Genomic DNA, 26,314 nt, shown 5'->3' on the forward strand with positions numbered 1-26,314 from the left:
CATGTTCTTTGAGGCAGCTCTCAGCTGCCTCAAAGATTCATTTTTAATTTCCTGAAAGTCTTATCTGATTGCGGTCTTGGTGTATTCCACTTTTATTCAGGCTCGTCAATATTTAGATGCATTTCTCCTAATGGAGACCCTAGCTATCTAAAACGTCTTTGTTCATCTTTCTCTACTTTATGCTTCATCTACCCAATAAAGATAATATCGTTCACTATCCACCCAGCCTCTCTCAAAATCTTTAATCGGAACAATCTTCAAATCATTGCGGTTGACATTCAGTTTTTGATTTAAAATCAGCAAAATTTTCTTTTGCTCATCTTGATTTTTGAGTAGAGAATTAATTTGGCTTAATATCTCATCTTGTTCGACACCTTGACGACCTGTTTTAAATAGGGTAAAGCTTCCGATACTTTTAATCTCAGGATAGTAAAATTTTCGATTGAGATAACCTGCCAAAGGAGCCATATTTGCATCTCTACTGGCAACAATAAACTCATTATCTAACCCAGCTTTTTGAATATATTGAGCTGTTTCCCGGCTCGCAGAAAATGGTATGATCAAATCTTTTGAAAAACTATAAATACCTCCTAAAAAGTGTGTGTAAAGAATTAGCATAAAAGCGATGTGATGCCATTTCTGAATAAATTTAAATGAATTTGGACGAATATAAAGCTTGTTGAGTAAAGCTGGAGACTCTTGATAATAAGTTCCCAGCCATAGAGACGCTATCAGAACTAAATATAAATGTCCAAAATGCCGAGGCATACCTAAAAATTTTAAGTATGTAAAGGCAAATATTACACAGTTAGCTATAATGTATAAAAAGAGAGTAACTGGCTTTTTAGACAATTTAATCAAGGTTAAAATTACAACAAATAGAGCAATGACTGTACAAACAATTAAATCTATCCATCTTTTGTGTGCAGGAATAATTAAGAAATAGCTACCAAATATTCTACCTATGCTTCTCAACAAATGACGCATATCTAATTTCATTATCCAACCATTATTTAACCCACCATAAAGATAACTATCTATCGGAGGAGTAAGAATATAAATGGCTAAAATAAGAGAAGATATGATAATTAAAATACTTAAAAATAAGTCGAATTTTTGGCTTCGACTAAAATACTGCTGGCGATGTTCGCTATCAAAACAAAATTCAGCTAGCAAAGTCAATGATAAAGAAAATGATATTAATAAACCATAAGCACTACTATTTGCTAGTAAACCCAATAAAATTGCTAAATAAGCATAAGTTATTTTTCTGGATGAAAAAACTGTACAGAATGTAAAAATGAACAACATACTAAAGGCATAGTTTCGAGAAATTAAAAGATATTCAGAAAAAGGAAAGAAACCAAAGGAAAACAGAAATTTTTGTTTATAATTAAAAGGGCTATATAGGCAAAACACAGCAACCGAAGCAACTGTAATTGCTAAATGAAAAATTTGCATAATAATCGGGTTATCTACTATTTTCCTCAGAAGTGCCAGAGAAAAATACCATAGAACAGGATGACCTTCATAATGAATATTTCCAATTAAATCTCTCAATGATTCACTATCTCTGACAATCAGCCAGGGATTTAGTTCATCTCGCCACATCGAATGGTTGAGAATACCTATTAAACCAAGAACAGAAAAAATAATGATAATAAACCAAGGAGAATGAAAAGGTAATATTGAAGTATATTTAATAATTTTTTTGTTTACCATTGTTAGTTAATAATTAAAATTTATTTTGATCAAAGTTCTATATAAGGTTGGCTAACCTTGGTTATTTTTTAATGTAATTACATAATCTGCATTTTTCTGCGCGATTAACTTCAAAATTTATTTTTGAACTTTACCTGAGCTTATCTTATGTATTGATTACATCCAAAAAAAACATTCCCGGAATTTTTGGGATTTATTTGTGAAAATATTTGTGCAATTATATCGTGCGTTAGCGCAACATGCTGTCAGGTAAGGAACACGATTTGGCAACTTTAAAAATGTTGTTGTTTTTAACCACTCATACTTCGTACAGCCGTATGTCTCTATTGCCACCTAACCATTTGTTTACCATTAAATTAAATAAGTTTGTAATCACACTTAACCAATAGTTTCTCAAAGGATGATGTGCAATTTTTCTGACATCACCTCAGTAAAAGCTTTACGTCTATACTTGATGGTCAAGACCAAATGAATTTTAAGGTCACTGACTGACCGACCTTTGGATACAAAATCATTTTTTACAATTGCCAGCAGCATACACCAATTCCATCAGGAGAGGTGTAGGTAGTTCAGATGCGTTCTAACCAATATTTGACATGAGAATATGATAAAATTCGCTCTTTGAGCGGACTAGTGCGAAGTATTTCATCTATTTGTGCAGCAACAGCTAGATCAGCTATGGTTTGATGGTTTCCTACCAACCAATCTTGCTGGCTGAGGATGGTATCGAGGTTTCCTATATGGGTGAAAAACTTTTTTTCAACGCGGTTCTTGTCGATGCGACCAATTCCTTGAGCATTCAGTTGCCTTTCGTAGGTGTAGCGAGCTAGGGGAGCAAAGATTACTTGCTCAAACTTTGATCGTCCTTTACACAGTAAGCTGGTCGCTAGCTGGAGAGCATCTGGATAGCGAAACCGAAAATATACTTCAAACCAATATAATGATTCATCTGCCCAGTCTTCCCATAAATAGGCTTGTGCTAAATCTTTGCTGTCTGCGGGGTAAAGTGGATGTTCTGGGTGTCGGGCTTCCAGAAATTCTGCAATCTCTGAGCTGTCTTGAATCTTTTCACCATCGTATTCAATCACGGGAAGCTTTCCCGCAGATGACAATCTTGAGGCTGCTACTGCCAGCAAACCGTTATAGTTAACGACAGAATAGGCAAGATGCTTGTGCTTGAGAATCTTACGAACTTTGTTACAAAAGGGAGAAACTTCCCATTGATGCAGGACGATTTTTGGCATCGCGCTCACCGATATTTTTGAATGTCGATAGACTTGAAAAACATTAACGCGATCGTTGTTTGATGTTAACAGAGCAATAGTATTCTAGTAAACATACTGAGGGATAGCAAACGGTTAGAGCAATACTAAATCATTCGTGAAATTCTCAATGCTATCTTCACTCGTTTCCGTACTAGATATTGGTGGTAAATGATACCACATAATCTTCCGCCTTACCCAACCGTGTATTTCTATTTCCGACGATGGCAACGCATGGGAATATGGCAAAAGATAAACAACCACAACCAAGCGCTGCGATCGCAGGAGACAATTAATAAGTAAATATTATAAAATTTATAGTTTTTTATAAGTAATATACGCTTTATTTAAAAATTTTCAAGATACCTTGATGATACAATGTTAAAGATTCATGACATTAAGCAAGTTTCTATCGAACTTGTTAAGTTGGCATTAATGGGTGTATGTAAATCTTGTTCTTAAAATATTGAATGAATAATTTAGTAGATGCCTTGTCTACAATATTGACAAGTCGCGCTGTGTGCGTTGTTATCTTTAACGTATGAACGGTTTTAGATACTATTTTTGCTACTAACAAAATTGAGATAGCTGATATTTGTTTATTTCTATATTTAGAGATAGCTAAATCAGAATTTAGCAGCAATTTTTTTTCCAAGTTACTGCTTATTTATGGTTGTGGAGTTTATGAAAAGATATTTACCCAAAAGGCGAAATAATTATACCTATCTAAGATTGTTGAATTACAAAAACTTTCTCCTGAAATGGAAGAATTACTGGTTTAAGATCAGTGGAACCTGGCGGTCATGTCCTCTAACATGCCCTATAGAGAAACCTCACCATACACATATTTTTTGGAGTTGGCTTGGTAGTTTCCTCGCAATAGCAGCAACGGCTTACCTGTCTGTGAAAACCAATTCTCCTCTGCTTATGGCTCCGTTTGGTGCTACTAGTGTATTGATATTTGGTGTACCAGACAGTCCTTTGGCTCAACCCCGCAATGTGATTGGTGGTAATCTCGTAGCAGCCTTAGTCAGCCTAACTGTTCTACATCTTTTCGGGTCGTCACCTTTTACAATGGGAATGGCTGTGGCAACAGCCATTGGAATGATGCAGCTTACTAGAACTGTACACCCACCTTCAGGAGCAGTTGCGTTAGTCGTAATGATGACAAAAGCTCCCTGGCAATTTCTGTTAACACCTGCTTTACAAGGTTCTATTATTTTGGTGCTCTGTGCTGTGATTTTTAATAACCTGGCACAAGAGAGGACTTATCCCAAGCACTGGCTGTAGAATTTTAACGTTGCTTCTATCAAGCGATGTCTACGACGGGCTACGCCTAAGCTTCACTTGGCCATTCCTCAGGCTGTGACACTGGCAATCAGATATTACTTTGTTTGGCAAGGGAGTAATTGCTGTCGCAGTGGGCACGATACTAGCGGTAGCAATCGCCTTGACTTTGGGTTCCGAAACCCACACGTTAAAGTTGCTAATTTGGCATGAATGAGGAGAGAATCTATCAGTCAAGTCAAATTAGCTTTCCAAAACGTCATAGTGGATGTTACAGAATTAGTCAAAGTTTCAATTATTCTCTTGCTCCTTGCTACAGGTGTAGCTCTGCTGTCCCGGCGGTTGGGAATCCCTTATGTTACGGGTTTAGTATTAGCAGGTTTGCCCATTACTGAGTTATTGTCTCGTCGGATTGGTTTAAATCCAACCCTTGTTTTGAATCTTTTCTTGCCAATTCTGATCTTTGAGGCTGGCATTAATACAGATGTCAGCCGCCTACGCAGCACTTTTAAACCAATTGCCCTACTAGCTGGGCCTGGAGCTTTGCTTTCCAGTGCGATTATTGCCGTCCTGTTGAAATTTGGGCTGGGACTGAGTTGGATACCGGCCTTATTTGTAGGAGTAATTCTGGCAAACACTGATACTGTTTCCATGATTGCCGTCTTTAAGGATATACCAGTGCCCTCACGGCTTTCTACCATCGTTGAAGGAGAAACTCTATTCAATGATGCAGCTGCTTTAGTTTCCTTCAACCTGATTGTGCAAGTATATTCAACAGGCTCACTCACATTTATAGAGGGAATCCAACAACTGCTATTTATCTCTCTAGGGGGCTGCGTTGTGGGGTTAGTCTTGGGCTACTTAAGTATACCTGTATTTGCCCGTTTAGATGATGCTCTTAGCAGCCTTTTACTGACAGTTGCAGTTGCATTAGGAACTTTTCAGGTTGGGCAATTTCTCGGTGTATCAGGCCCTGTGGCTGTAGTCGTCGCTGGATTAATTTTCGGTAATTTAGGGCTTTCTAGCAATACTTCTGCTTCTAATCGCATCACCTTGTTAAGTTTCTGGGAATATGCGAGTTTTACGGTCAACACCTTTATTTTTCTGTTGATTGGTGTAGAAATAAACTTAGTAACACTCTGGAAAACTTTACCTGCAATTCTACTTGCAGTTTTGGCTTATCAAGTCGGGCGAGTTCTGACAGTCTATCCACTGCTAGCATTGGTTCGTTGGTTTGACCGCCCAATTTTGTTGCGTTGGCAACATTTACTGTTTTTAGGCAACATCAAAGGTTCACTCTCAATGGCTCTGGCGTTGAGCTTACCCACTACATTACCAGGGCGAGAAGTCTTGATAGCTATAGTCTTCGGCTGTGTGCTAGTGTCGTTGGTGGGACAGGGTTTAAGTTTGCCTTGGGTAGTAAAACGCTTACATTTATCTAAATTTTCAGAAGCTCAACAACAAGTTGAAGAATTGCAAGCCCAGTTGATGACGGGTAAGGCAGCACAAGATGAATTAGATAGCTTGTTGAAATCAGGGGTGTTACCAAAAGCCGTTTATGAAGAGATGCGTTCAGCTTATCAGGTACGAATTGCCAGTGCTGAAAAGACACTGCGGGAACTTTATAATCGTCGCCCTGACGAGTTGGAAGGCAAAAGTGGCAACACCAGTAAACTTGATGCCATTCGCCGACGTTTACTGCTGGCAGAAAAAGGAGCGCTCAATGAGGCAATGCGGAAGCGAATTCTCTCAGAAGAAATTGTGCGCGGACGGATACAAAATCTTGATGAACAATTGCTGAAACTAGAAGATGATTAAGTAGTTGTTGGGGATGGGTCAATACACTTGGGTTAAGCATTTTTCTCTCCCTCTGCTTCCCCTGCCTCAACAGATTATTTTCCTTAACTGAATTGTATTGAGATATAGCCACCCTAAATAATTTGTGAGAAACTACAAATGATAAATCAGATTTTTAAGATTCCTATTTTAAAGGCGATCGCTTATCGTTATTTTGATTTTTAATTACCCTACCAGGACTGATAAAAGAAATTCCTTGTTGAAAGTCAGTACCAATCATAACTGCCTCCACTATTGGTTCGGATATTTCTGTTTGGGCTACCCACTCGACAATAAAGTTTGCGCCTAAACCTCCGCTGGTGTCATTTCTATTTATAAAAAAATCTGTAGAAGCTAGGGCATCAAGTTGAATAGGGCGCTCCAAATACTGCTTAACTAATTTCCCTTCTGAGTTATAGTAGCGCACAGAAGTAATGACAATCGGATTGGTCAAATCTGTATTCCGAATACTGAGCGTAACTGCTAACTCGAAAATCTCCTGCCGATTGTGATGATAGATATGAGAGTAGACAGGAACATAAACAGTTTGACCGCTTGCTATCTTAAAATTCTTATCCAGCGTCACGATTTTTTGAGATGGGGTTGCTTGAGTAATATCGGGTTGTGACTTTGGTGGAATTTTGGGTGATTGACAAGATGCAAGAAAAATAACAGCGATCGCTAAATAAATATATAAATACGGTTTCATCAAAACTATTTATACCATTTTTTTATATGTGTAGCTAACCCCACCTAATAAAGAGTTTAGGTAGCAACTACACTCAACATCTTTGTTCAATAAAATCAATGACTTGATGTAAAGATCCTGGTTTAGTCACAATTAGCACAGTTGAATGAGGTTCCAGTATTGTACTGCCGTTAGGAATCATCAAATCTTCGTGGGGATGGGGTTGATAGCCAATAATTAATGAACCACCAGGGAATCGGGAATCTTGAGCAATTTCGGCCACGCTACGACCAGCAACATAGCAATTGTTTGGGATGGAAAGTTTCAGAACCTCAATCTGTCCCTGCTCAAAGTGCATCATTGATTCCACTTGCGGATACTCAATGGCATTCACCATTGTTGAAACTGATAGTTCAACAGTACTGACAATGTGGTTTGCTCCAGCTATACGCAGCGGTTCGGCAAAATCGGGGTGGCGCATCCGACTTAAAATATGAGTGACACCGTAGTGTTTAGCAAGAGTTACCATTGCCAAGTTTAAGGCATCACTTCTGAGGACAGCTGCCAAGGAGGTTGCTTTGCGAATCCCAGCTTCTAACAATACTTCTGTACTCACAGCACTGCCTTCAAAAGCCATTGCTCCCACTTGTTCACGGGCGTAGCGACAAGCAATAGGGTCAATGTCAATTACGGCAACGGTATGTCCTAGTTCTACCAGTTTTTGCGCCAAACTCAGCCCTACTAAGCCTGCTCCACCTATGAGTACGTACATGATTGTTCCTAATATTCTTAGAATTTTTACTTTACTTTACAGATTAACAAATGTTTTATCCCGATAAGCTTTGGCTGCTGGTGATATTTTTAGCTTTGGAATATTTACGCTACTTTATACATAGGGCTTGCTGAAAAAAGAAATTTATCAGTATTTTTTCGCTTCCGATTGACTGGAAGTTGCTAAATATTGCGATCGCAGCTTGCTTGGTAGCACTACAGTGTCAAAAACGCACCAAAACCCTCTTTTACCCACAGCTTCTCCAATTTCAATCCCTTCTGAGCAGATCAATTGTTGCCAATTGTTTCCCCCACCTTTGCTGCCAAGATTAGAATTAGAATTGACGTGACATTCTCCTAGTAGCCAAAGTGCCAGACTCTCTGCCATTAAGCGATCGCTATCTTGCCTTAATCGATGAAATTGTCGAAACCACCCTCAAGGGCAAAATTAGCTCTGTAGAACAGGTGTATCAAATGCTGCTGAAAGGAATCACTTCCGGTACAGGGGAAGTTTTTGAGCTAGCTTTGAGCGATCGCCTGAATTCCCTGCAAAGTCAAGTAGATAGCCAAAAAGACGAACTCAAAAAAGCTAAGGCTACTCGCAGTTTGAGAGCCATTAAGACCATTCAAAGTCAATGGCAACGCTGGCAAGAGCAAAACAAAGCCACAGAAGCGATCGCCTCCGCAGTTACAGAAATTACCACAGCCTCTGCTGACGAGCGTTTGGCGGCATTTATACGGGTTACTGACCCCAATCAGAAATATCCGCTAAATTTACAACAGCTACAGCAGTTGTCAAAATCATTACAGCAATTCGCTCAGGTAGATTCTGATTTAGAACAATTTTCTGAAGGGATTACCCGTGGTTTAGCTTCTTGGCAGCGATTACAAGACAACTTGCTCAGTTGGATGTACGAGCAAAAAGAATCTTTGGGATTTGGTGGTGTACCGGGAGAACGTGGTCCTTGGGCAAGTTGGGCGAAACAACTCAATAGTGAGTTACCCCAAGCACTGCTTCGCACTTTAGCTAGGGAAGAATCCGCAATTGAGTTTGCCGAGCGACAGCGTGGTATCACCCTCAGAGATTGGGTGGAAATGGCATTGATTTTACAATTCTTGCAACGGGGACTAATTAACTGGTTTGACCAACAAGCTTACGATGTTAAGGCTGGGCCAAAGTTGTCCATTTCCACTTTTTTGACCTTTGCAGTGATTTGGAGTCAGTTAGCAAGTGGTTTTAGCAGCATTGGGACAGTATACAGCGATGCCTGTTCTCAAATCATGCTCCAGATTTTGCGAACCTTTGCCCAGCGTCCATATTTTCCCTTTTACGGCGGGATTTTTGCCTCTTTTACTGGCACTTATTTGCGAGATGCCCTCGATTATTTGGATGAACCGCTGCGGCGAGGCGAGGGAACCCAGGAAAAAGCGCGAATTTTGACACTTTTAGGCTATTCTCAGCGTGCTTTAGGACAATATCAGCGCTCTATTGATTTTCATCAGCAGGCGTTAGAGATAGCCAGAAATGCAGGCGATCGCACCTGTGAAATTGCCAATCTCAACCACCTCAGCCGCACCTACGTACAACAGCAAAGTTATGGTGAGGCAATTAACTATAGTCAACGAGCATTAATACTGAGTCGGCAAGCAGGCGATCGCACAGGAGAAGCAAATGCGCTAGTGAATTTGGGTTATAGCGAAGTCATGCAAGCTCAGGAATTGGAAAATCTAGAGCCAGAAACCTATGAAGCCGCAATTAATTATTTGGAACAAGGTTTAAAATTATCAGAAAAATTAGGCGATATTCAAAGTAAAGCCTTGTGTGTCAGCAGCTTAGGAATTGCCTATTTAGTAATCGGAGAACACCAAACTGCAATTAAATATCTTGAAGATGGCTTTAAAACAGCGCAAGTTTCTGGTGATTTGTATCTCCAAGGGCGGAACTTAGCTTATTTGGCAGAAGCTTATTACCATCTACAAAATTCAGACAAAACTGTTTACACAGGCTGCTTGGGAATGTATCTTTTGGAGCAAATTGCTTCTAGTGAGTGGCGACAACCAGCAGGGTTACTGACAATTTTACAAGGACAGATCGGGGCAGAAGCTTTCCAAAAGTTTTTACAGCAACATCGCCCAAAAATTATTGCAGTTATCGGCGTAGATGGGTACGATCACATTCCGCAATTGTTAGAAGAATATAAACAAGATATGTAAGAAAGTAATTTGATTCAGGTAAGCGTATTGCTGTATATTCAGGAAGTTTTCTTCTTTTCTATTTGGTAAGCCTGTAATAGATATTCACCATTGAAATGAATCAGGTGAGTTGAATCTTCAGCAACCCAAACATCTGTTTCCCAAACAATCTCTGCCAGATATGCCACCATTGCCTTGCGGCTGAGAAATGTTGTTACCATCACCAGAGGTATTTGGACACCTCTAAATAAAATTTCAAGTTCCTTCTTCCGTTTAGGATTAATTGGGCCATGTGAGGTTACAGCTTCAATCAGCACCAACCAGTTATTTGTTGTAAAGTGAATGATCGCATCTGGCATTTTGCCGTGAGAATCGATGTTAACGCCTAAATCTGCCAATGCTGCTTCATCGAAGTGGGCGAACTTTTCATCTGTATCGCCAACATAGATGAGCTTTCCACTAGGAGTAAAACGAGGGGCAAAATCATTAATAATTTTTTCAATTAGAATATTCTGACCACCTGGTGATAAAGTTTTAATTTCTCCATTAATAACTATAGGAATACGAGACATTTCGCGTTCTTGAGCATATTGCTTTTTCAGAGTTTCAACTGAAGCAAGGTAAGTGCGGATGCTCTTTTCCCATTCGTCAGTACCGTAAGTTTTTAATAGTTCTAGCGCACTGTTTTCAATTTGATATACAGTTTTAGGACTGTTGATAGGGCGGCTTAAATTATCTGGATTAGCAACTATCAAACCTGCATCCAGAAATTGATGCACTGTCTGGCGGCGAACTGTTTCCCGTGTGTTGGGCTTATAGGCTTTGCCATAATGTTGAGCCATAAATTCCATCATGGGCGTAATTCCCATTAAAGGCGAAGTTGCCAATTGCCAAGATTCTGTCGGTTTTAAGTCAAGCAACGCCAGGAGAGCTAAAGCTGACCGTTCGTTAAGCTGTGCTCGTGGAAAGCCTAATTGTGTCAAGATTTGCAGCGCTTCATCAATTCGAGACTTAGTTGCAATTGGGTTATTCTCTGACAGATTCGACATACTCAATAGCTGATTTTCGATAAGTTCATCAATTTCCCGCAAAGAAGGAAACTGCTCTTTAATCCCTGTCCCTAAGGACAATAGCTGTTCCAAATTAGGGTACTTTAATTTTCGCAAATCTGTTGCATTAACCTGAGTATGCCCATTGAACAACCGAAAAAAAGCATCAACTAGGGTTGAATTCAGATAAACAGCAAGCCCACGAGCCAAGGTAAGGCTAAGTCCACGCCCATCTTTGTGAAAGTAATTCAAGTGATTTTCAAAGCCGACATAGGCATAATTAAATTGGTTGGCATCATAAACCACCGCAACAACACGCCTTTTCTCTTCTTTCGACGAAAATCTTTTGCATAAGACGTAATGCTCATTTGGTATTAGAAGATTCGCTGTTTCTTCTATATGCACTATCGCTTGAGGCTTTTTAGTTATTTTTGGGTGATCTACATATCCATCCGATAAATTCACCGGATAAATTAAAGGAACAGTATTGTTTTCTGGATTTGTCCTTAAGTAATCTTTTGCTCGAAAATCTACTACTCGTCCGGTTGAAACTGTTAGCCCCAAATCTTTCAACGTACAGGGGAAAAGTGCCATTCGCTGAACGATTTGTTGGCTAATCTTATCTGGAAGAATATGAATAAACTGCTCTATATCATCGGGGTGAACTAAGGCTGTATATGGTACAGAGTGTGACATGATAAAGTCATCATTAGTACCAGAACTAGTATTGATGATGACACTGCTAGACTTTTGCCTTTGTTTTGTAGCTTGAATAATGATAGTTTCTTGCAAAACATCATCGTCACTAAATGCTTCTTGCCGCGACTCAAAAAGATGTACTTGCTGTAAAGCCATTATCTCTAAAAACATCTTGCGGAAGTCACGGAAATATGGCCCATTACAAAAACTGCGTGGCGTAATCGCTACAAACTCCCCACTTGGTTTCAGAAGTTGCGCTGTCGCAGCCATAAAACCAGTATAAAGATTGCTAGTTTCCAAACCGATAGAACGCAGCAATTCGCGCACTTTGGAATGAGCATTGATTTTCAAATAAGGCGGGTTGAGAATAGCATGGGTAAATTCTGTTGCGTTTGCATTATTTAATAAACCAACCTGAAGCAGCCTAACTGCATCTTCGATAAAATCAGTCTCACGAATTTCGTAATTGAAGGAAATATCCACACGTTGACATTCCCTCTCACATAGTTCTAGAGTCTGATGCAAATATCCTATTAGAAAAGGGTCAATCTCGTATGCTACAACGCGCAAACTTGAGGTGTGTTTTCGATGCTGGCATACTTTTGCCACAAAAGCTGCTAGTAATGAACCAATTCCTGCTCCAGCATCAAGCAAGGATATTTCAGGCAAATCTAGCTGGTTAAACATCCCAGCCATCAATTGGGCTACTGAGGTGGGGGTCAGAAACTGACCCATCGACTCTTTTTTGGCTTGCCTTAGCTTTAAACTTACTACAGCCCGATGAAGATCCACTTCTGCAAGCAAGTTTCCACTTGATAGTTCTGCGAGGCTGGTAAACCCCAAACTCCTGTTATGGCTTGCTATTAACGCTTTACTCCTTGATGGGACGATCACGCTCTGTCTTCTTAATTGCTATCAAGTTTACAACAACTTTACGGCATCCTTGTGCTGAAGCAGTCCACGTTTGCGATCGCGTAGTGCAGAACCTTAGTAATTTTGAGACTCCTGACTCAAAGAAGTCCTGCTGACTCATATAGTCGTTTGAGCATTGCTGAAATCTTCGTACCATAATCCAAATCTGCTGACCACCGCCCTGATAGCTGATCAATTAATGGCGCAATTCCCCGCGTCACAAAGCGAAACCTTGGATCTACTACTTCTTCTACCAAAGGTTCTAAGCTGGCGTAAGCTTTCAAATGTTGGATATGCGCCCTGACTCCAATTCTGGCACTTGGAAAAGACGCAGCCTCTGAACCACCGCCGATCGCACCTAAACCTGCAAAGTTATTTTGCTCAGGTTTAATATCACCACCAAACCGTAAAAATCCAGTTTCTACACACATTTGGCAAAAGGCAATATCATAGCTCACTCCCTCTATACCTGCTTCTTCTCGATAAAGTTTTGGGATATCAGGAAACTTTACTAAAGCATTTTCATTATTATTTCTGAGAAATAATTGTAACTGTACTTCTGAAGTATTACCGTTCGACATCACCCGTTCAAATTGACCAGGGCAAACCACTAAATTCGATCGCAAGCTGACAGTCCGAGTTGCAGCATCCCAATTGACTGCAACATTAAAATCTCGCAGTTCAATCGCTTTGACATAAACTACTTTGCGATAGGTAATCCGATTGACATTAGCCGCTTTTGAAAGGTCAATCCGCAGACGGTCTACTAAATCAATGGGGATGTAAGCATTACCATTAACTAAAACTCCTTGCTCCGAGTAATTTTGCCCATTAATATTGATATTAATTCCCGGATAATTTGGTTCCGCCGGAGTTCCAGGACTGGGGTCAATCACACGGCTCCAAGTTACCAATCCATCGACAATCCCCAAGGCAAAATCGCGGCGACGAGTTTGCAGCAAAGCCCGATCTTCTGGATTGCTAAGAAACCCCACTTGCATCACCAAAGCTGGCAGCGTTGTCTGGCGACAGAATGCTAAACGACCCAATCCACTATCTGTATCTGGCTTGACTCCCCGATTCGGCAATTGGGGTACACGGCGCAACAACCCCACTAGCAATTGTTCAGCATTACTCTTGCGATCGCTATTATTAGCAATGTAGTAGACGCTAGCCCCACGCACAGAGGGGCTGTTAGCCGCATTAGATTCAATTTCTAGGGCAACATCACCCCGACGGCCGCGGGAATTGATCCAGGTGATAGTTTGGGTGGCGCTCAAGTCATCAGGAACCGCCAAAATTTCCAAATTCCGCGCCCTTAGTTCCGTGACAATCAAATCGCGCAGCAAAATCATTTCTTTCGCTTCAGTTGTACCACCTGCGATCGCTCCTGGATCGATTCCTCCAGCTTCTTTGCCTCCATGAGCGGCTGATATAAAAATACGTCCCATTCTCAGTATTTCCTCTGATAAAATTAAGTGTAAGCAATTATATAGATCATTCTTGGTCTAGCAACAAGAATATAATAGCTATCAGTTGGGAAACGCACCGCAGTGTTAACTACCAACCCATGAATTAATAAATAGACTAGAATGCAAATCCCCCGCTTGCACCCAGACACAATTGAGGAAGTTAAACTACGGGCTGATATTGTAGATGTCGTCTCGGAATACGTAGTTTTACGCAAACGAGGAAAGGATTTTGTTGGTTTGTGCCCCTTCCACGATGAGAAATCTCCCAGTTTCACTGTCAGTCAGACCAAGCAAATGTACTATTGCTTCGGCTGTCAAGCTGGGGGAAATGCCATTAAGTTTGTCATGGAGTTGGGAAAGCGTTCTTTTGCTGATGTAGTGCTGGATTTAGCACGGCGTTACCAAGTGCCTGTGCAAACTCTCGAACCTGAACAACGCCAAGAGTTACAGCGTCAGCTATCTTTGCGTGAGCAGTTATATGAAGTTCTGGCTTCTTCAGCACAGTTTTATCAACATGCCCTCAGACAATCACAAGGGCAAAAGGCACTTCAATATTTGCAATCTAACCGCCAACTCAAAGAAGAAACTATACAGCAATTTGGTTTAGGTTATGCCCCCGCAGGTTGGGAAACTCTCTATCGTTATTTAGTGGAAGATAAACATTACCCAGTGCAAATACTGGAAAAAGCGGGATTGATTAAGCCACGCCGGGAAGGAGGTGGATATTATGATGTATTTCGCGATCGCTTGATGATTCCCATTCGTGATGTCCAAGGTCGCGTCATTGCCTTTGGTGGTAGAACCCTGACTGATGAGCAACCTAAATATCTCAATTCACCAGAAACCGAACTTTTTAGTAAAGGTAAAACATTATTTGCCCTCGATCAAGCCAAAGATGGAATTTCCCAACTCGATCAAGCGGTGGTGGTAGAGGGATATTTTGATGCGATCGCTCTCCACGCCGCTGGTATTAATAACGCCATCGCCTCACTCGGTACAGCTTTAAGTTTAGAACAAGTGCGGCTAATATTACGCTACACCGAATCGAAACAATTAGTACTCAACTTTGATGCTGATCAAGCCGGAACCAATGCCGCTGAACGGGCGATCGGTGAAATTGCCGAACTGGCATACAAAGGCGAAGTTCAGCTAAAGATTCTCAATTTACCCGATGGTAAAGATGCTGATGAATACTTGCATAGCCACACCCCAGAAGATTATGGAGAACTACTAAAAAATGCGCCACTTTGGTTAGACTGGCAAATTCAGCAAATTATTCAAGACCGCGACTTAAGACAGGCTACTGATTTTCAGCAAGTAACTCAGCAAATAGTCAAATTACTTAAAAATATAGCTAACAGCGATACACGAAATTATTACGTTTCCTACTGTGCAGAAATACTCAGCTTGGGAGATACCAGACTTATACCTCTACGAGTCGAAAATCTGCTAACTCAAATTGCTCCGGCTGCGGCTACATACTCTAAACCTGTGTCAGCTAGAAAAGCATGGGGAGGTAGCAAATCCCCTAGTAGAGACGCGATTAATCGCGTCTCTGCACTCCCTACAGAACGTAGCCTTTTAGAACACGCAGAGGCGTTATTGCTACGAATTTACTTGCATTGTCCCGAACAGCGTCAAGCGATTATTGACGAACTAGAGGAGCGAGATTTGCAATTTAGCCTTTCCCACCACCGATTTTTATGGCAAAAAATTTTAGAAATTTCATCCGGTGATGGAGAAACGAAAAATTTTGCATCTCCACCAGATTTAATTTCCCGCCTGCAAGACCAGTTCTTAGAATTTGACAGCGAGATGGGGTTAATTTCCCATTTGTTTCATGTGGATGAAAAAAACCAGAAAGAAATACTTCGGACTCCGCAAGTAGTTCAAGCTGCGATCGCTTGTATGGATTTAGTAATGCTTGAAAAACGCTATCGTCACTTTTTGGAATTATGGCAACAAACCGATCCAGAAGCTGAACCAGAGCGTTATCAATCTTATTATCAAGCTTTCTATGCTGAAAAAATCAAGCTTCAGAAAATAGACAGACAACGCTTATTTTCCATCACAGAGTTATTGTAGCCTGGCACTTACGCCCAACCTAACTCTTGATTAAAAATCAATACAGTTCAGTTAGCACCAAAAACCTTAAACTGTGTAGGTTGGGGAGCCACTGCGCCCTTGCGGTTTCCCGACTTGTTCGCGTAGCGTCTCCCCTTGGGAGAAGCAAGTGGCGTTTGAGGAACGTAGACTCAAAGAGGCTTCCCGCAGGGTAACCCAACATTTCCGGGGCTTTGTTGGGTTGCGCTTTGCTTAACCCAACCTACAATTTTTCTTAACTGAACTGTATTGAGTCAAAATGAATTTTCACGTTATGTGGAAAAGAAGAGAGCGAAACCTAACCCCCTAATCCCATTCCCTTGTAAAAAATGGGGAAAATTAAAAGCCTCTCTCGTGTTAGGAGAAAGGCTTTTGATTTGAACAGCTAATGAAGATTAGCGATCGCGTTTAGCAGAACGGCGCGATGCCGACGAACGAGCACCAGGTTTATCGCCATCCGTGGCAGGTGGCGCTGCCTTACGTTTAGCCGATGTCTGTGGTGACGGTTTAGGAGTACGAGCCGGACGCTTGTCACGTTCGGGCTTGACTCTGTGTTGCCGTCCATTTGGGATTGCTTCGGGGTTGATATCGGGGTTGAGCGCAAAACCAGCCACCACTTCCCTTGGCAAGCGCTGCTGGATCAGTTTTTCAATATCTGTCAATAGAGGGTATTCATCGACGCACACCAGCGATACGGCTTCACCTAACGCGCCAGCGCGGCCAGTACGCCCAATGCGATGAACATAATCCTCCGGTACATTGGGTAAATCGAAGTTGACTACATGGGGTAGTTCGCTGATGTCAAGACCCCTAGCAGCAATGTCTGTTGCCACTAATACCTGTAAGCTGCCATTTTTGAACTTTGCCAGAGCATTAGTACGCACCGGCTGGCTCTTGTTACCGTGGATTGCCAGTGCTTGAATCCGGTCTTCACCCAACTGCTTAACTAATCGATCAGCGCCATACTTGGTGCGAGTAAACACTAGCACTTGATACCAATTATCCCGCCGAATCAGGTGAGCAAGTAATTGGCGTTTCTTGTCACGATCCACCTGGTACACTTTTTGTGCGATCGTCTCGGCGGTAACGTTGCGGCGTGCCACCTCAATCATCTTCGGGTTATTGAGCAGCCCGGCGGCTAGTGCCTTAATTTTGTCCGAGAAGGTAGCAAAGAATAGCAAATTTTGTCGCTGTTTGGGCAGCAGTGAAAGAATGCGACGGATATCATGAATAAAACCCATATCCAGCATCCGATCTGCTTCATCTAGCACCAAAACCTCAATATGCGATAGGTTAAGCGTCCCCTGCTGTACGTGGTCTAGCAGTCGCCCTGGAGTAGCGACCAAAATATCCACTCGACCCTTCAAACGCTGTTTTTGCAGATTAATACCGACTCCGCCAAACATCACCATCGAGTTTAGGTTCAAGTACTTGCCGTACTCGCGCACACTTTCTTCGACTTGTGCAGCGAGTTCGCGAGTCGGGGTGAGAATCAGCGCCCGAATCGGCGGGTATCCCTTATATGTACCTTTGATGCTCTTGTCAGACGACAACCGATGCAGAAGTGGTAGGGTAAAACTAGCGGTCTTTCCAGTACCAGTTTGGGCCCCAGCTAACAAATCGCTACCCGACAATACGGCAGGAATCGCCTGTATCTGAATTGGCGTGGGTTCAGTGTACCCGCGTTCGGTAACCGCACGGATAATTTCATTGGACAAGCCGAGAGTAGAAAAAGACATAAAACTCCAAAAATAACATCGGCCTGTCGCCAATGGCGGCGTCAGTCTTAGGCGGACGGATTAAAAAAGCGTTGAAAGGCTGATGGGCAATAGCGCAAAGACTGAAGAGCGAGTGCCGCAATTCCACATTCTAACAGATTGTAGTGCATTGTGTGGTTAAAGTTGCTCCGATTCAGTGTTGTGTTAAATTAGCATTACTTGGAATGTAAATTGTTGAACAATTAGGAGAAATTCGTTATCGCAATCCAAAAGCAACTGATTAATTCACAAATCAAGTCACCTAGCGTCTTCTTGATTGACCATGAGAATAACAATCGTGGTCTGATCGACACCAATGAGGCGCTACAGCTAGCCGAAAGCTTAGAGCTTGACTTAGTTGTAGTCTCCCAAGGCAAAGACGCTCCAATCGCTAAGATTCTCAACTATGGCAAGCTTCAGTATCAAAAGAAAAAACGTCAGAGCCAGAGTGCTAGACCCACGGTAAAGGAAGTTCGATTCGGTCTAAACGTGGGTGTCGCTGATTACAATTTACGCATCGAACAAGCAGGTGAGTGGTTGAGTAAAGGCGATTCAGTTAAGTTTGCCATTCGTTTACGAGGCCGAGAACATCAATATCGTGACAAAGCAGGAGAACTGCTAGACCGAATTGCAAATGATCTCAGTCAAGTAGGTAAAATCCAGTCACTGGATAAACGCGCACTAGTTGTTCAAGTAATTCCTGCCTAGTTATCTTGCGATCGCTGGAGGATGTATTTGTGGCAGCTTGTAAGGAACGAAAAAAGCCGGAGATAGTACACTAGCTTCTATGGAAAAAATAGTCAACTGTTAGTTACTCAAGGTGAATTTGACTTTCCGACCAAACAAGCGCCACGCGCCGGGATATAACCAATCAATCGGCGCATTTAGTGATCAGGTGTGTCAAGGCATCAATCAGGCGATCGCTTTCCATTGGTACAATGTCCTGTCCATGCATCACATTTTGAGTAATATGAAAATGCACCAATGCTCCTAAGAGAATTCTCGCTGTTGCCTCTGGGTCAGGTATCTTTAGTTCCGGAGCTGCCAAGTAGTGAGTGAGAGTTTCCGCTACTGGCTTAATCATCGCCCGAACACAAATTTGAGCTAACTCAGGAAAACGCCCAGATTCCCCGATTAGTACTCGCATAAATGCACTATGTTCTTGGTCGTTAATCATCTGCTCTAATGCTTTGGTTACTATTTGGCGCAGTATGGCGGCTGGTTCTCCTTCAATAGGTTCTGTGCCAAAAATGGAGCTGTTCTTTTTGCTTGTCAGTTGCTCTAACAGTACTTTAAAAAGTCCTTCTTTATCTTGAAAGTGGCTGTAGACTGTCGCTTTAGAAACACCTGCTGCTACCGCTACCCGATCCATGCTTGTACCAGCATAGCCATGTTGAAGGAATTCTTGCATTGCTCCTTGCAGAATTTGCTCCACTTTATCAACGGAATTGTCTCGATCCACTTCGCCAGTTTTGATGCGTACCATTTATTAATCATCCTTTCTTATAAACAATATTAATAGATGCTGCAAAATGCCCCAGTACAAAATGGCGAAAATAAATATACCCTTTCATAAAGCCCAAAAGCCTCTATTATCAGCTTTCCTCGCTTCTACTTTCTTGTAGTAGACAATCAATCCCAATAGGGAATAGCATTCCCCTGCATAATGCCTTTGCAAATTGATTGACAAGTTTAGTTGTATCATCTTGACTAAACTAGTCCGTTTAGTTTAGCATAAATTGAACTGAACAGTTTAGTACAAGCTGCTACTGGTGGTAAGGGGAAAAGAGTATGGAGCAAAACAGGAATTCAGAGGGTTTAAGGTCTTCTCAGAATCTTTTGCGATCGCCTTTTCTACTTGCAATAATTACATCTCTAGCAATAGGCGGAATCAGCGTTTATGCTGTGATGAAGCTTCAGGCTACAGCTAATGAGAAACAAAAAACACCAGTAGCAGTTCAGCCTGTGGTAAAAACAGTCACAGCATTAGGGCGGTTGGAACCAAAGGGAGAGGTAATAAAACTATCAGCGCCTTCTTCTAATGAAGGAAATCGGGTAGAGCAACTATTGGTGAAAGAAGGCGATGCCATCAAAGCTGGGCAGGTAATTGCGATTATGGACAACCGCGATCGCCTACAAGCTACTTTGGGTGAAGCACAAAAACAAGTTCAAGTTGCCAAATCCCGTCTTAACCAGGTAAAAGCTGGCGCCAAACAGGGAGAACTTGGAGCACGCCAAGCTACCGTGAATCGTCTGCAAGTAGAACTAGAAGGAAACATTAAAACTCAGCAAGCCACAATTAATCGTATAGAAGCAGAACTCCTTGGGCAACAACGGAGCTTGCAAGCAACAGTGGCTCGCGTCGCAGCCGAGAGACGTAATGCCCAAGCTGAGGTACAGCGCTACGAGACTTTATATAAAGCAGGAGCAATTTCTAGCCAGGAAGTTGATAGCAGACGTCTAAGTGCAGAAACTTCCACTCAAGCGTTAATTGAAAGCCAAGCCACTCAGACAAGAACTGTGGCTACCCTACAACAGCAACTTAACGAAGCAAAAGCTAACCAGAATCAAACCCTCGCCAGCTTGCAACAGCAGATTAACGAAGCAAAAGCTAACCTGAATCAAACTGCTGAAGTCCGTCCCACAGACATAGCAAATGCCCAGGCAGAGATAGATAGTGCTCAAGCCACTGTGGAGAAAATTAGAGCAGAACTGGCGCAGGCATACGTTGTGGCTCCTAAAGCCGGTCGAATTTTGGAGATTAATACACGAGCCGGAGAAACTGTTGGCGATGAAGGAATTGTGGCTCTAGGTCAAACCGACCAGATGTATGCAGTAGTAGAAGTCTACCAAAGTGATATCAAGAGAGTGCGTCCGGGACAGGATGTGCGGGTAAGTAGTGATTCCCTACGCAATGAATTAGAGGGAAGAGTGGATTGGATTGGTATGCAGGTAAAGCGGCAAAATCTGATCAATGCTGATCCCTCTAGCAATATTGATGCCAGAGTAGTGGAAGTGCATGTGCAACTGAATAAACTATCTAGCCAAAACGCTTCTAGCTTAACTAATTTGCAAGTCAAGGCGGTAATTGAACTGTGATTGGATTTATCCAGCAACTGCGGCGACGAACACCTTTAGGATGGCTGCAACTGAGTCATGAAAAAGGTCGTCTTTTGGTGGCATTGTCAGGCATTGCCTTTGCCGATGTTCTAATGTTCATGCAGCTAGGGTTTCAGACTGCCTTGTTTGAAAGTAACACAATCCTGCATCGCAGTATGCAGGCTGATATGTTTGTCATCAGCCCCCAAGCACGTAACCTAGCAAATATGTCTAACTTTACGCGGCGGCGGCTGTATCAAGCAATGGATGTACCAGGTGTAAAGTCGGCAGAAGGAATGTATGTCAACATTGTTGATTGGAAAAATCCCCAAACACAACAGAAGACGACAATATTAGTTATGGGGTTCAATCCCGATCGGCAAGTGTTTAACTTAGCGGATGTGAATCGCCAGGTAGATGCTGTTAAGCTACCAGATACCGTTCTCTTCGATCGCGCCTCTAGAGGAGATTACAACGAAGCGATCGCCAAAATTGACCAAGGTAAAACTGTCACAACCGAAATAGAACGGCGGACAATTACCATTAGCGGCTTATTTTCAGTCGGGGCTTCCTTCATAGCAGATGGTACTTTGATTACCAGCGACCAGAACTTTCTGCGACTATTTCCCAGACGAGAAGCCAGCAGTGTCAGTCTCGGTTTGGTGCAGCTGCAACCAGGCTACGATCCAAAAGAGATGAAAGCAGCTTTAGAAGCTCATTTAGATGATGATGTCAAAGTTTTAACTCAAGCAGAATTTATCGAATTTGAAATAAATTACTGGAAAACAAATACTGCCATCGGGTTTATCTTCAGCCTGGGTGTAGCAATGGGGTTTATGGTGGGCGTGATTATCGTCTATCAAGTTCTTTCTACAGATGTAAATTCCCATATTAAAGAATATGCCACTTTCAAAGCAATGGGATATAACAATCTCTACTTATTAGGTGTGGTGTTTGAAGAGGCGATAATTTTGGCAATCTTGGGCTTTATCCCAGGAGCGATCGCACCTTTAGGACTTTACCATTTAACTCGTAATGCTACCAATTTACCACTTTACATGACGGTAGCACGGGCTTTGACGGTATTAACCCTGACTATGATTATGTGTGTAATTTCTGGTGCGATCGCCACCCGTAAATTACAGTCTGCTGACCCCGCAGATATGTTCTAGAAAATGGAGATTGGGTATTGGGTAACGGAAAATCCCTAATCGCCAATCCAAAATCTAAAATCTAAAATTGGTATGCCTCCTGTCATCTCTGTTAAAAATCTTGACCACTACTTCGGTCATGGTCAACTTCGCAAGCAAGTTCTGTTTGATATCAATCTGGATATTAACGCCGGCGAAATTATTATTATGACTGGGCCTTCTGGTTCTGGTAAAACTACACTTCTCACCTTAGTAGGCGGCTTGCGTTCTGCCCAATCCGGCAGTTTGCAGGTTTTGGAACAAGAACTTTGTGGCGCTAACGCAGCACGACTCACCCAAGTGCGACGCAGTAATGGTTATATTTTCCAGGCGCACAATCTGCATGGTAGTCTGAGTGCGCTGCAAAACGTCAGAATGGGCTTGGAATTGCACAAAAATATTTCGCAACTAGAAATGAAAACCCGATCAGCTCAAATGTTGGAGGAGGTAGGATTAGGAGAGCGCCTCAATTATTATCCTGATGATTTATCTGGCGGACAAAAACAAAGAGTTGCGATCGCTCGTGCTCTGGTTGGTCGTCCTAAAATTGTTTTAGCGGATGAACCCACCGCCGCCCTTGACAGTAAATCGGGACGAGATGTGGTCAACCTCATGCAAAAACTAGCTAAAGAACAGGATTGTACTATTCTCTTGGTTACTCATGACAACCGCATTCTAGATATTGCCGATCGCATCGTCTACATGGAAGATGGCAAGTTAATAAATGATCGTGCTGCTGTCTCAGCAGTTTCAACTAACGGGGGATGATACAGTATAAGCGTTATCAAAAATTAATGGCTCATGAGTAACGAAATTACTGAAAAATTAAAACAGTCTTCTGCTGATTTGTTAATGATGAGTGAGTCAGACTACCCTTTTGAGGTTTTTTTATGGACTGCTCAAGCTAACAATCTAACAACTCAAGAACTACTACGGCTAACAGGTTATCCTCAAGATTCACCAGTTGAGGAAGTGACTCTAGATTATTTCTTTCGGAATTGTGCCTATGAACAAGAGTGGCACGACGAACAACAAAAACAGAATGTCAAAAAATTTCAAACACTTGTCCAGACTCTTAAAGAGAATTTAAATGAAATCAAAGTTTATCGCATAGGTACAATAGATATTAATGTTTATATCACTGGTAGAACTCCATCTGGAGATATAGCAGGGCTTTCCACTAAAGTTGTGGAAACCTAGCAGCTAATTCGTAACTCGTAATTAATTTACAGATTAACTCAATTTATTGATTGAAATAATCAATTTATTAATTACGAATTATCTTAAACTTGCGTGGTTTTGGTATAACTACAAATTATCAACTCTAGATTCAATCACAGATTGAACAGATGTTGACACATTAGATAATAAATTGAAGCCTGTTTGAGCTTCAATTGAGTCAACAGAGACTCTATATGTTCTCCAGTCATTGTTTCGTATACCTTGAGTGTTGGGCATATTAACGCTGATAACCCTCGTGCTAGTCGTAACCCCAGATGCTCCTGCACCAGGGTTATTTATTACAACAACCTTCCAAACTCTATTCGGAACTTGAACATTGCCATTAGCAATTGTATATTTTGTGCCATTTGAGCCAGTTCCACCCATACCATAAGTGCCAGAAATAATATATAGTTCTTTCCCCCCGCTTACTAAGCTTCTCAAGTAGTTTTCTAGTGAAGCCCATGGCCCCTGATTATTATCCGGTGACTGTGGCACCATATTCGTCATCAGAAAAGTTGCAGAGTTATCCGTTACTGTCTTTGTTCTATCAGCGGAAGGTGTCATGTGTCCTCTATCAAACCCGCTACCAGAATAGTCAGAGCCACCGACCTGATACCATCCTGTAGGGAGGGTGGTATCAGCGCGGAAGTTGTCTTGCCTTGGCGTTGAACCCAGCCACGACGAATTTAGCTGCCAAGATACCCAATTTGGAGTGCCTCTGTCGCGGCTGTAACTCAGCGCATACTGAGGTTTTAATAGTAAATAATTGTTTGGGTATGAAACACTTGTTGTTGCATTACTTGGATTGCCTAAGGTTAGATGCACACTTGATAGTTGTGCTTTAGTTGGGCGTAAATAACCGATCAAAGCTATAGGTATGGCTACAGCTACACAAGGCAGAAGAAATTTTAAAAGCCTAGTCTTTCTCACGTGTTTAGTATTTAAAGACACAATTAGTGTCTATGGCTTACGTCCCAAATATCAAGTATTCAGGGATACAAAAACTATAAAAGCTGCAAATTATTAGGTTAATTCGAGAGCGATGGACACAAATCCATAGTTTGTAGCAATAATGCCTATTCGCAGTCAATAACTCAAGATGCTCTTTTTCGGTATTTTATTGACCCACTTCTAAGAATTCCCCAGTAAAGCTTTACGATGATAAGTATTGTTATAAAAAGCCAGTCCACTAATATCTGTTGACAAACGTCTAGAGTTCACATAGAAGAATTTAATATTTTAACCATGCATATAATTTTAAATTTTCATGACCAAATAATTTAATTTAATAAAAAAAAATAACTATAAAAATTAGTAAAAATAATTAAATTTAACTATGTTATAGCGAAGTTAAGATATATGCAATTGCTATTTGTCTTATAGTCGCGTAGACTTAGCCCGTCGTAAACATTGCCAAAGTTGGGCATTAGTTTGAATGGCTTATAATGACACAAATATTTTTGTCTGCTTACTTAATTTACATCTGATTGTTGGCGCTGTTACAACCCGTATTTTTGAAACCGTTTACTATACCTGAGTACTTTCATAAACCCAAGGTAGGTTGCTAGGAAAATAAACCTCTCATTCAGTAGGTAATTCGTTGTTATCCTAGCCAGCTAAATCACCTTATCTGAGTAAAATCTCAACAATTTCCAAATTATTTTATGGAATTTTAAGTGATAAATCAACAATAACTGACTAAAGAACTAGGAATTAGCAAACAAGTACGGAGAAAAGCCTAATCTATTCTTTTTTCTGCGCCACTAGTTAAGAGGTAATCTATGGTGCGAAACTCAAAGCTAGGGTACAGAATGTTCCCTAAGTCTATTCTGCGTCCATCTGTTGCTATAAGTATAATTGCATCTTTATTGGTTGGTGGAATAACTTTTTATACAGTAAAACGCTGGCAAAATTCTGCAAATTCAGAGGCACAAGTGCCAGCAACACAATTGCCACAGTTAAAAACGGTAACAGCTTTAGGGCGGCTCGAACCGCAGGGAAAGGTAATTAAACTCTCTGCTGCGGTGTCTGCGGAAGGAAGTCGGGTAGAAAAGTTGTTAGTGAAGGAGGGAGATAGGGTAAAGGCAGGACAGGTGATTGCAATTTTGAACAGCCGCGATCGCTTGCAAGCAGCATTAAAAGAGGCGCAGGAACAAGTGAAAGTAGCCCAGGCAAACCTAAACCGCACCCAGGCAGGTGCTAAACGCGGTGAAATTGCCGCCCAAAAAGCTGCGATCGCCCGCCTAGAAGCAGAACGCCAAGGTGATATTAATGCCCAAGCAGCGACAATTGAGCGGTTCCAAGCCGAAGTGCGTAACGCCCAAGCAGAAAACGAGCGCTATCAGCAACTATATCAACAGGGCGCAATTTCCGCCTCCCAACGGGATAGTAAGCGTTTAAACTTGGAAACCGCCCAAAAAAGCTTGCAAGAAGCACAGGCGCAGTTAAATCGTACTCAATCAACTAGCCAACAACAGGTCAAAGAAGCCACAGCAACACTCGATGAAATCGCCGAAGTGCGCGGAGTTGATGTAGAAGCTGCCCAAGCGGAAATTAATCGTGCCGTAGCAGCCATGAATCTGGCAAAAATTAATCTCAATCAGGCTGAAGTGCGATCGCCCCAAAATGGACAGGTATTTGAGATCCACACTCATCCTGGAGAATTAGTATCAAATGATGGCATTGCAGATATCGGTCAAACCAGCCAGATGTATGTTATCGCCGAAGTCTACGAAAGCGATATCAGCAAAGTGCATTCAGGGCAGCAAGTGCGAGTATTTGGTGATTACCTCCCCATTGAATTGCAGGGAATCGTAGATCGTAAAGGCTTACAAGTGCGACGGCAGAATGTCATTAACACAGATCCCGTCAGTAATATCGACAACAGAGTAGTAGAAGTCCATATCCGACTAGATGAAGCTTCCAGTCGAAAAGCTGCCACCTTAACCAATATGCAAGTTAAGGCAGTAATTGAATTGTGAAAAGAGCATTGAGCATTGGGCAGAAGAGAGGAATTTTCCCCCTGTTCCCTGCTCCCTGCTCCCTGCTCC

20 protein-coding genes and 1 pseudogene are annotated in these 26,314 nt (G+C 41.8%); 10 read left to right on the forward strand and 11 right to left on the reverse strand.

The window, feature by feature from the left end; all coding sequences use genetic code 11:
- Positions 1–177 precede the first annotated feature (177 nt).
- The 3 genes and pseudogenes from RM347_RS14335 to RM347_RS14345 form a co-directional block, all read right to left on the reverse strand.
- Complete coding sequence (locus tag RM347_RS14335; protein WP_322717246.1) at positions 178–1,722, reverse strand: hypothetical protein; 1,545 nt, start codon at positions 1,720–1,722, stop codon at positions 178–180.
- Between the two features lie 359 nt (positions 1,723–2,081).
- Positions 2,082–2,259, reverse strand: a pseudogene (locus tag RM347_RS14340) (transposase); the annotation flags it as partial.
- Positions 2,260–2,291: 32 nt separating this feature from the next.
- Positions 2,292–2,966, reverse strand: coding sequence for a glutathione S-transferase family protein (locus RM347_RS14345; RefSeq protein ID WP_322717247.1), 675 nt, complete (start codon positions 2,964–2,966; stop codon positions 2,292–2,294).
- A gap of 702 nt (positions 2,967–3,668) precedes the next feature.
- On the opposite strand from RM347_RS14345, the gene RM347_RS14350 reads away from it, so the two are divergent.
- Positions 3,669–4,274 carry an HPP family protein gene (locus RM347_RS14350; protein WP_428850556.1) on the forward strand — a complete coding sequence of 202 codons (606 nt, stop codon included), beginning with the start codon at positions 3,669–3,671 and terminating at the stop codon, positions 4,272–4,274.
- Between the two features lie 261 nt (positions 4,275–4,535).
- Positions 4,536–6,089: a cation:proton antiporter gene (locus tag RM347_RS14355; protein ID WP_322717307.1), complete on the forward strand. Its 1,554-nt coding sequence runs from the start codon at positions 4,536–4,538 to the stop codon at positions 6,087–6,089.
- A 163-nt stretch (positions 6,090–6,252) separates the two neighbouring features.
- On the opposite strand, the gene RM347_RS14360 is transcribed toward RM347_RS14355, so the two are convergent.
- The 3 genes from RM347_RS14360 to RM347_RS14370 form a co-directional block, all read right to left on the reverse strand.
- On the reverse strand, positions 6,253–6,816 hold the full coding sequence (locus tag RM347_RS14360) for a DUF3124 domain-containing protein (RefSeq protein ID WP_322717249.1): 564 nt from the start codon (positions 6,814–6,816) through the stop codon (positions 6,253–6,255).
- 73 nt (positions 6,817–6,889) lie between these two features.
- A complete protein-coding gene (locus tag RM347_RS14365) occupies positions 6,890–7,567 on the reverse strand; it encodes a potassium channel family protein (protein ID WP_322717250.1) in 678 nt (225 codons plus the stop codon).
- Between the two features lie 147 nt (positions 7,568–7,714).
- Positions 7,715–7,954 carry a hypothetical protein gene (locus RM347_RS14370; protein WP_322717251.1) on the reverse strand — a complete coding sequence of 80 codons (240 nt, stop codon included), beginning with the start codon at positions 7,952–7,954 and terminating at the stop codon, positions 7,715–7,717.
- Between RM347_RS14370 and RM347_RS14375 the strand changes: the two genes are divergently transcribed.
- Positions 7,936–9,780 (forward strand): tetratricopeptide repeat protein, encoded by a 1,845-nt coding sequence (locus tag RM347_RS14375; RefSeq protein WP_322717252.1) that lies wholly within the window; start codon positions 7,936–7,938, stop codon positions 9,778–9,780. The genes RM347_RS14370 and RM347_RS14375 overlap by 19 nt on opposite strands.
- Positions 9,781–9,818: 38 nt before the next feature.
- Here RM347_RS14375 and RM347_RS14380 read toward each other — a convergent pair whose 3' ends face one another.
- Both RM347_RS14380 and tftA read right to left on the reverse strand, forming a co-directional pair.
- The gene (locus tag RM347_RS14380) at positions 9,819–12,350 is read right to left on the reverse strand and encodes a BsuBI/PstI family type II restriction endonuclease (RefSeq protein WP_322717253.1); all 2,532 of its coding nucleotides are present in this window, start codon (positions 12,348–12,350) and stop codon (positions 9,819–9,821) included.
- A gap of 167 nt (positions 12,351–12,517) precedes the next feature.
- On the reverse strand, positions 12,518–13,870 hold the full coding sequence (gene tftA / locus RM347_RS14385) for a hormogonium tapered terminus morphoprotein TftA (RefSeq protein WP_322717254.1): 1,353 nt from the start codon (positions 13,868–13,870) through the stop codon (positions 12,518–12,520).
- A 141-nt stretch (positions 13,871–14,011) separates the two neighbouring features.
- Here tftA and dnaG point away from each other — a divergent pair, with 141 nt between their 5' ends.
- Positions 14,012–15,976, forward strand: a complete 1,965-nt coding sequence (gene dnaG, locus RM347_RS14390; protein ID WP_322717255.1) for a DNA primase — start codon at positions 14,012–14,014, stop codon at positions 15,974–15,976.
- A gap of 413 nt (positions 15,977–16,389) precedes the next feature.
- On the opposite strand, the gene RM347_RS14395 is transcribed toward dnaG, so the two are convergent.
- Entirely contained in the window at positions 16,390–17,733 is a 1,344-nt protein-coding gene (locus RM347_RS14395; RefSeq protein WP_322717256.1) for a DEAD/DEAH box helicase, read from the reverse strand.
- A gap of 258 nt (positions 17,734–17,991) precedes the next feature.
- Here RM347_RS14395 and infC point away from each other — a divergent pair, with 258 nt between their 5' ends.
- Complete coding sequence (gene infC, locus RM347_RS14400; protein ID WP_292785786.1) at positions 17,992–18,459, forward strand: translation initiation factor IF-3; 468 nt, start codon at positions 17,992–17,994, stop codon at positions 18,457–18,459.
- 163 nt (positions 18,460–18,622) lie between these two features.
- Here the strand turns inward: infC and RM347_RS14405 are convergent, their stop codons facing one another.
- Entirely contained in the window at positions 18,623–19,237 is a 615-nt protein-coding gene (locus tag RM347_RS14405) for a TetR/AcrR family transcriptional regulator (protein ID WP_322717257.1), read from the reverse strand.
- 305 nt (positions 19,238–19,542) lie between these two features.
- On the opposite strand from RM347_RS14405, the gene RM347_RS14410 reads away from it, so the two are divergent.
- The 4 genes from RM347_RS14410 (at position 19,543) to RM347_RS14425 (ending at position 23,240) form a co-directional block, all read left to right on the forward strand.
- A complete protein-coding gene (locus RM347_RS14410) occupies positions 19,543–20,850 on the forward strand; it encodes an HlyD family efflux transporter periplasmic adaptor subunit (protein WP_322717258.1) in 1,308 nt (435 codons plus the stop codon).
- Entirely contained in the window at positions 20,847–22,022 is a 1,176-nt protein-coding gene (gene devC, locus RM347_RS14415; protein WP_322717259.1) for an ABC transporter permease DevC, read from the forward strand. The genes RM347_RS14410 and devC overlap by 4 nt, the downstream gene beginning before the upstream one ends.
- A 72-nt stretch (positions 22,023–22,094) precedes the next feature.
- Positions 22,095–22,808, forward strand: a complete 714-nt coding sequence (locus tag RM347_RS14420) for a DevA family ABC transporter ATP-binding protein (RefSeq protein WP_322717260.1) — start codon at positions 22,095–22,097, stop codon at positions 22,806–22,808.
- Between the two features lie 33 nt (positions 22,809–22,841).
- Positions 22,842–23,240, forward strand: a complete 399-nt coding sequence (locus RM347_RS14425; protein WP_322717261.1) for a nuclease A inhibitor family protein — start codon at positions 22,842–22,844, stop codon at positions 23,238–23,240.
- A gap of 108 nt (positions 23,241–23,348) precedes the next feature.
- Here RM347_RS14425 and RM347_RS14430 read toward each other — a convergent pair whose 3' ends face one another.
- On the reverse strand, positions 23,349–24,143 hold the full coding sequence (locus RM347_RS14430) for a DNA/RNA non-specific endonuclease (protein WP_416211882.1): 795 nt from the start codon (positions 24,141–24,143) through the stop codon (positions 23,349–23,351).
- A 905-nt stretch (positions 24,144–25,048) separates the two neighbouring features.
- Here RM347_RS14430 and RM347_RS14435 point away from each other — a divergent pair.
- Positions 25,049–26,245, forward strand: a complete 1,197-nt coding sequence (locus tag RM347_RS14435; protein WP_322717309.1) for an ABC exporter membrane fusion protein — start codon at positions 25,049–25,051, stop codon at positions 26,243–26,245.
- Positions 26,246–26,314 lie beyond the last annotated feature (69 nt).

Source organism: Nostoc sp. ChiQUE02, assembly GCF_034531305.2.
In the GTDB taxonomy this organism is placed as follows: domain Bacteria; phylum Cyanobacteriota; class Cyanobacteriia; order Cyanobacteriales; family Nostocaceae; genus Nostoc.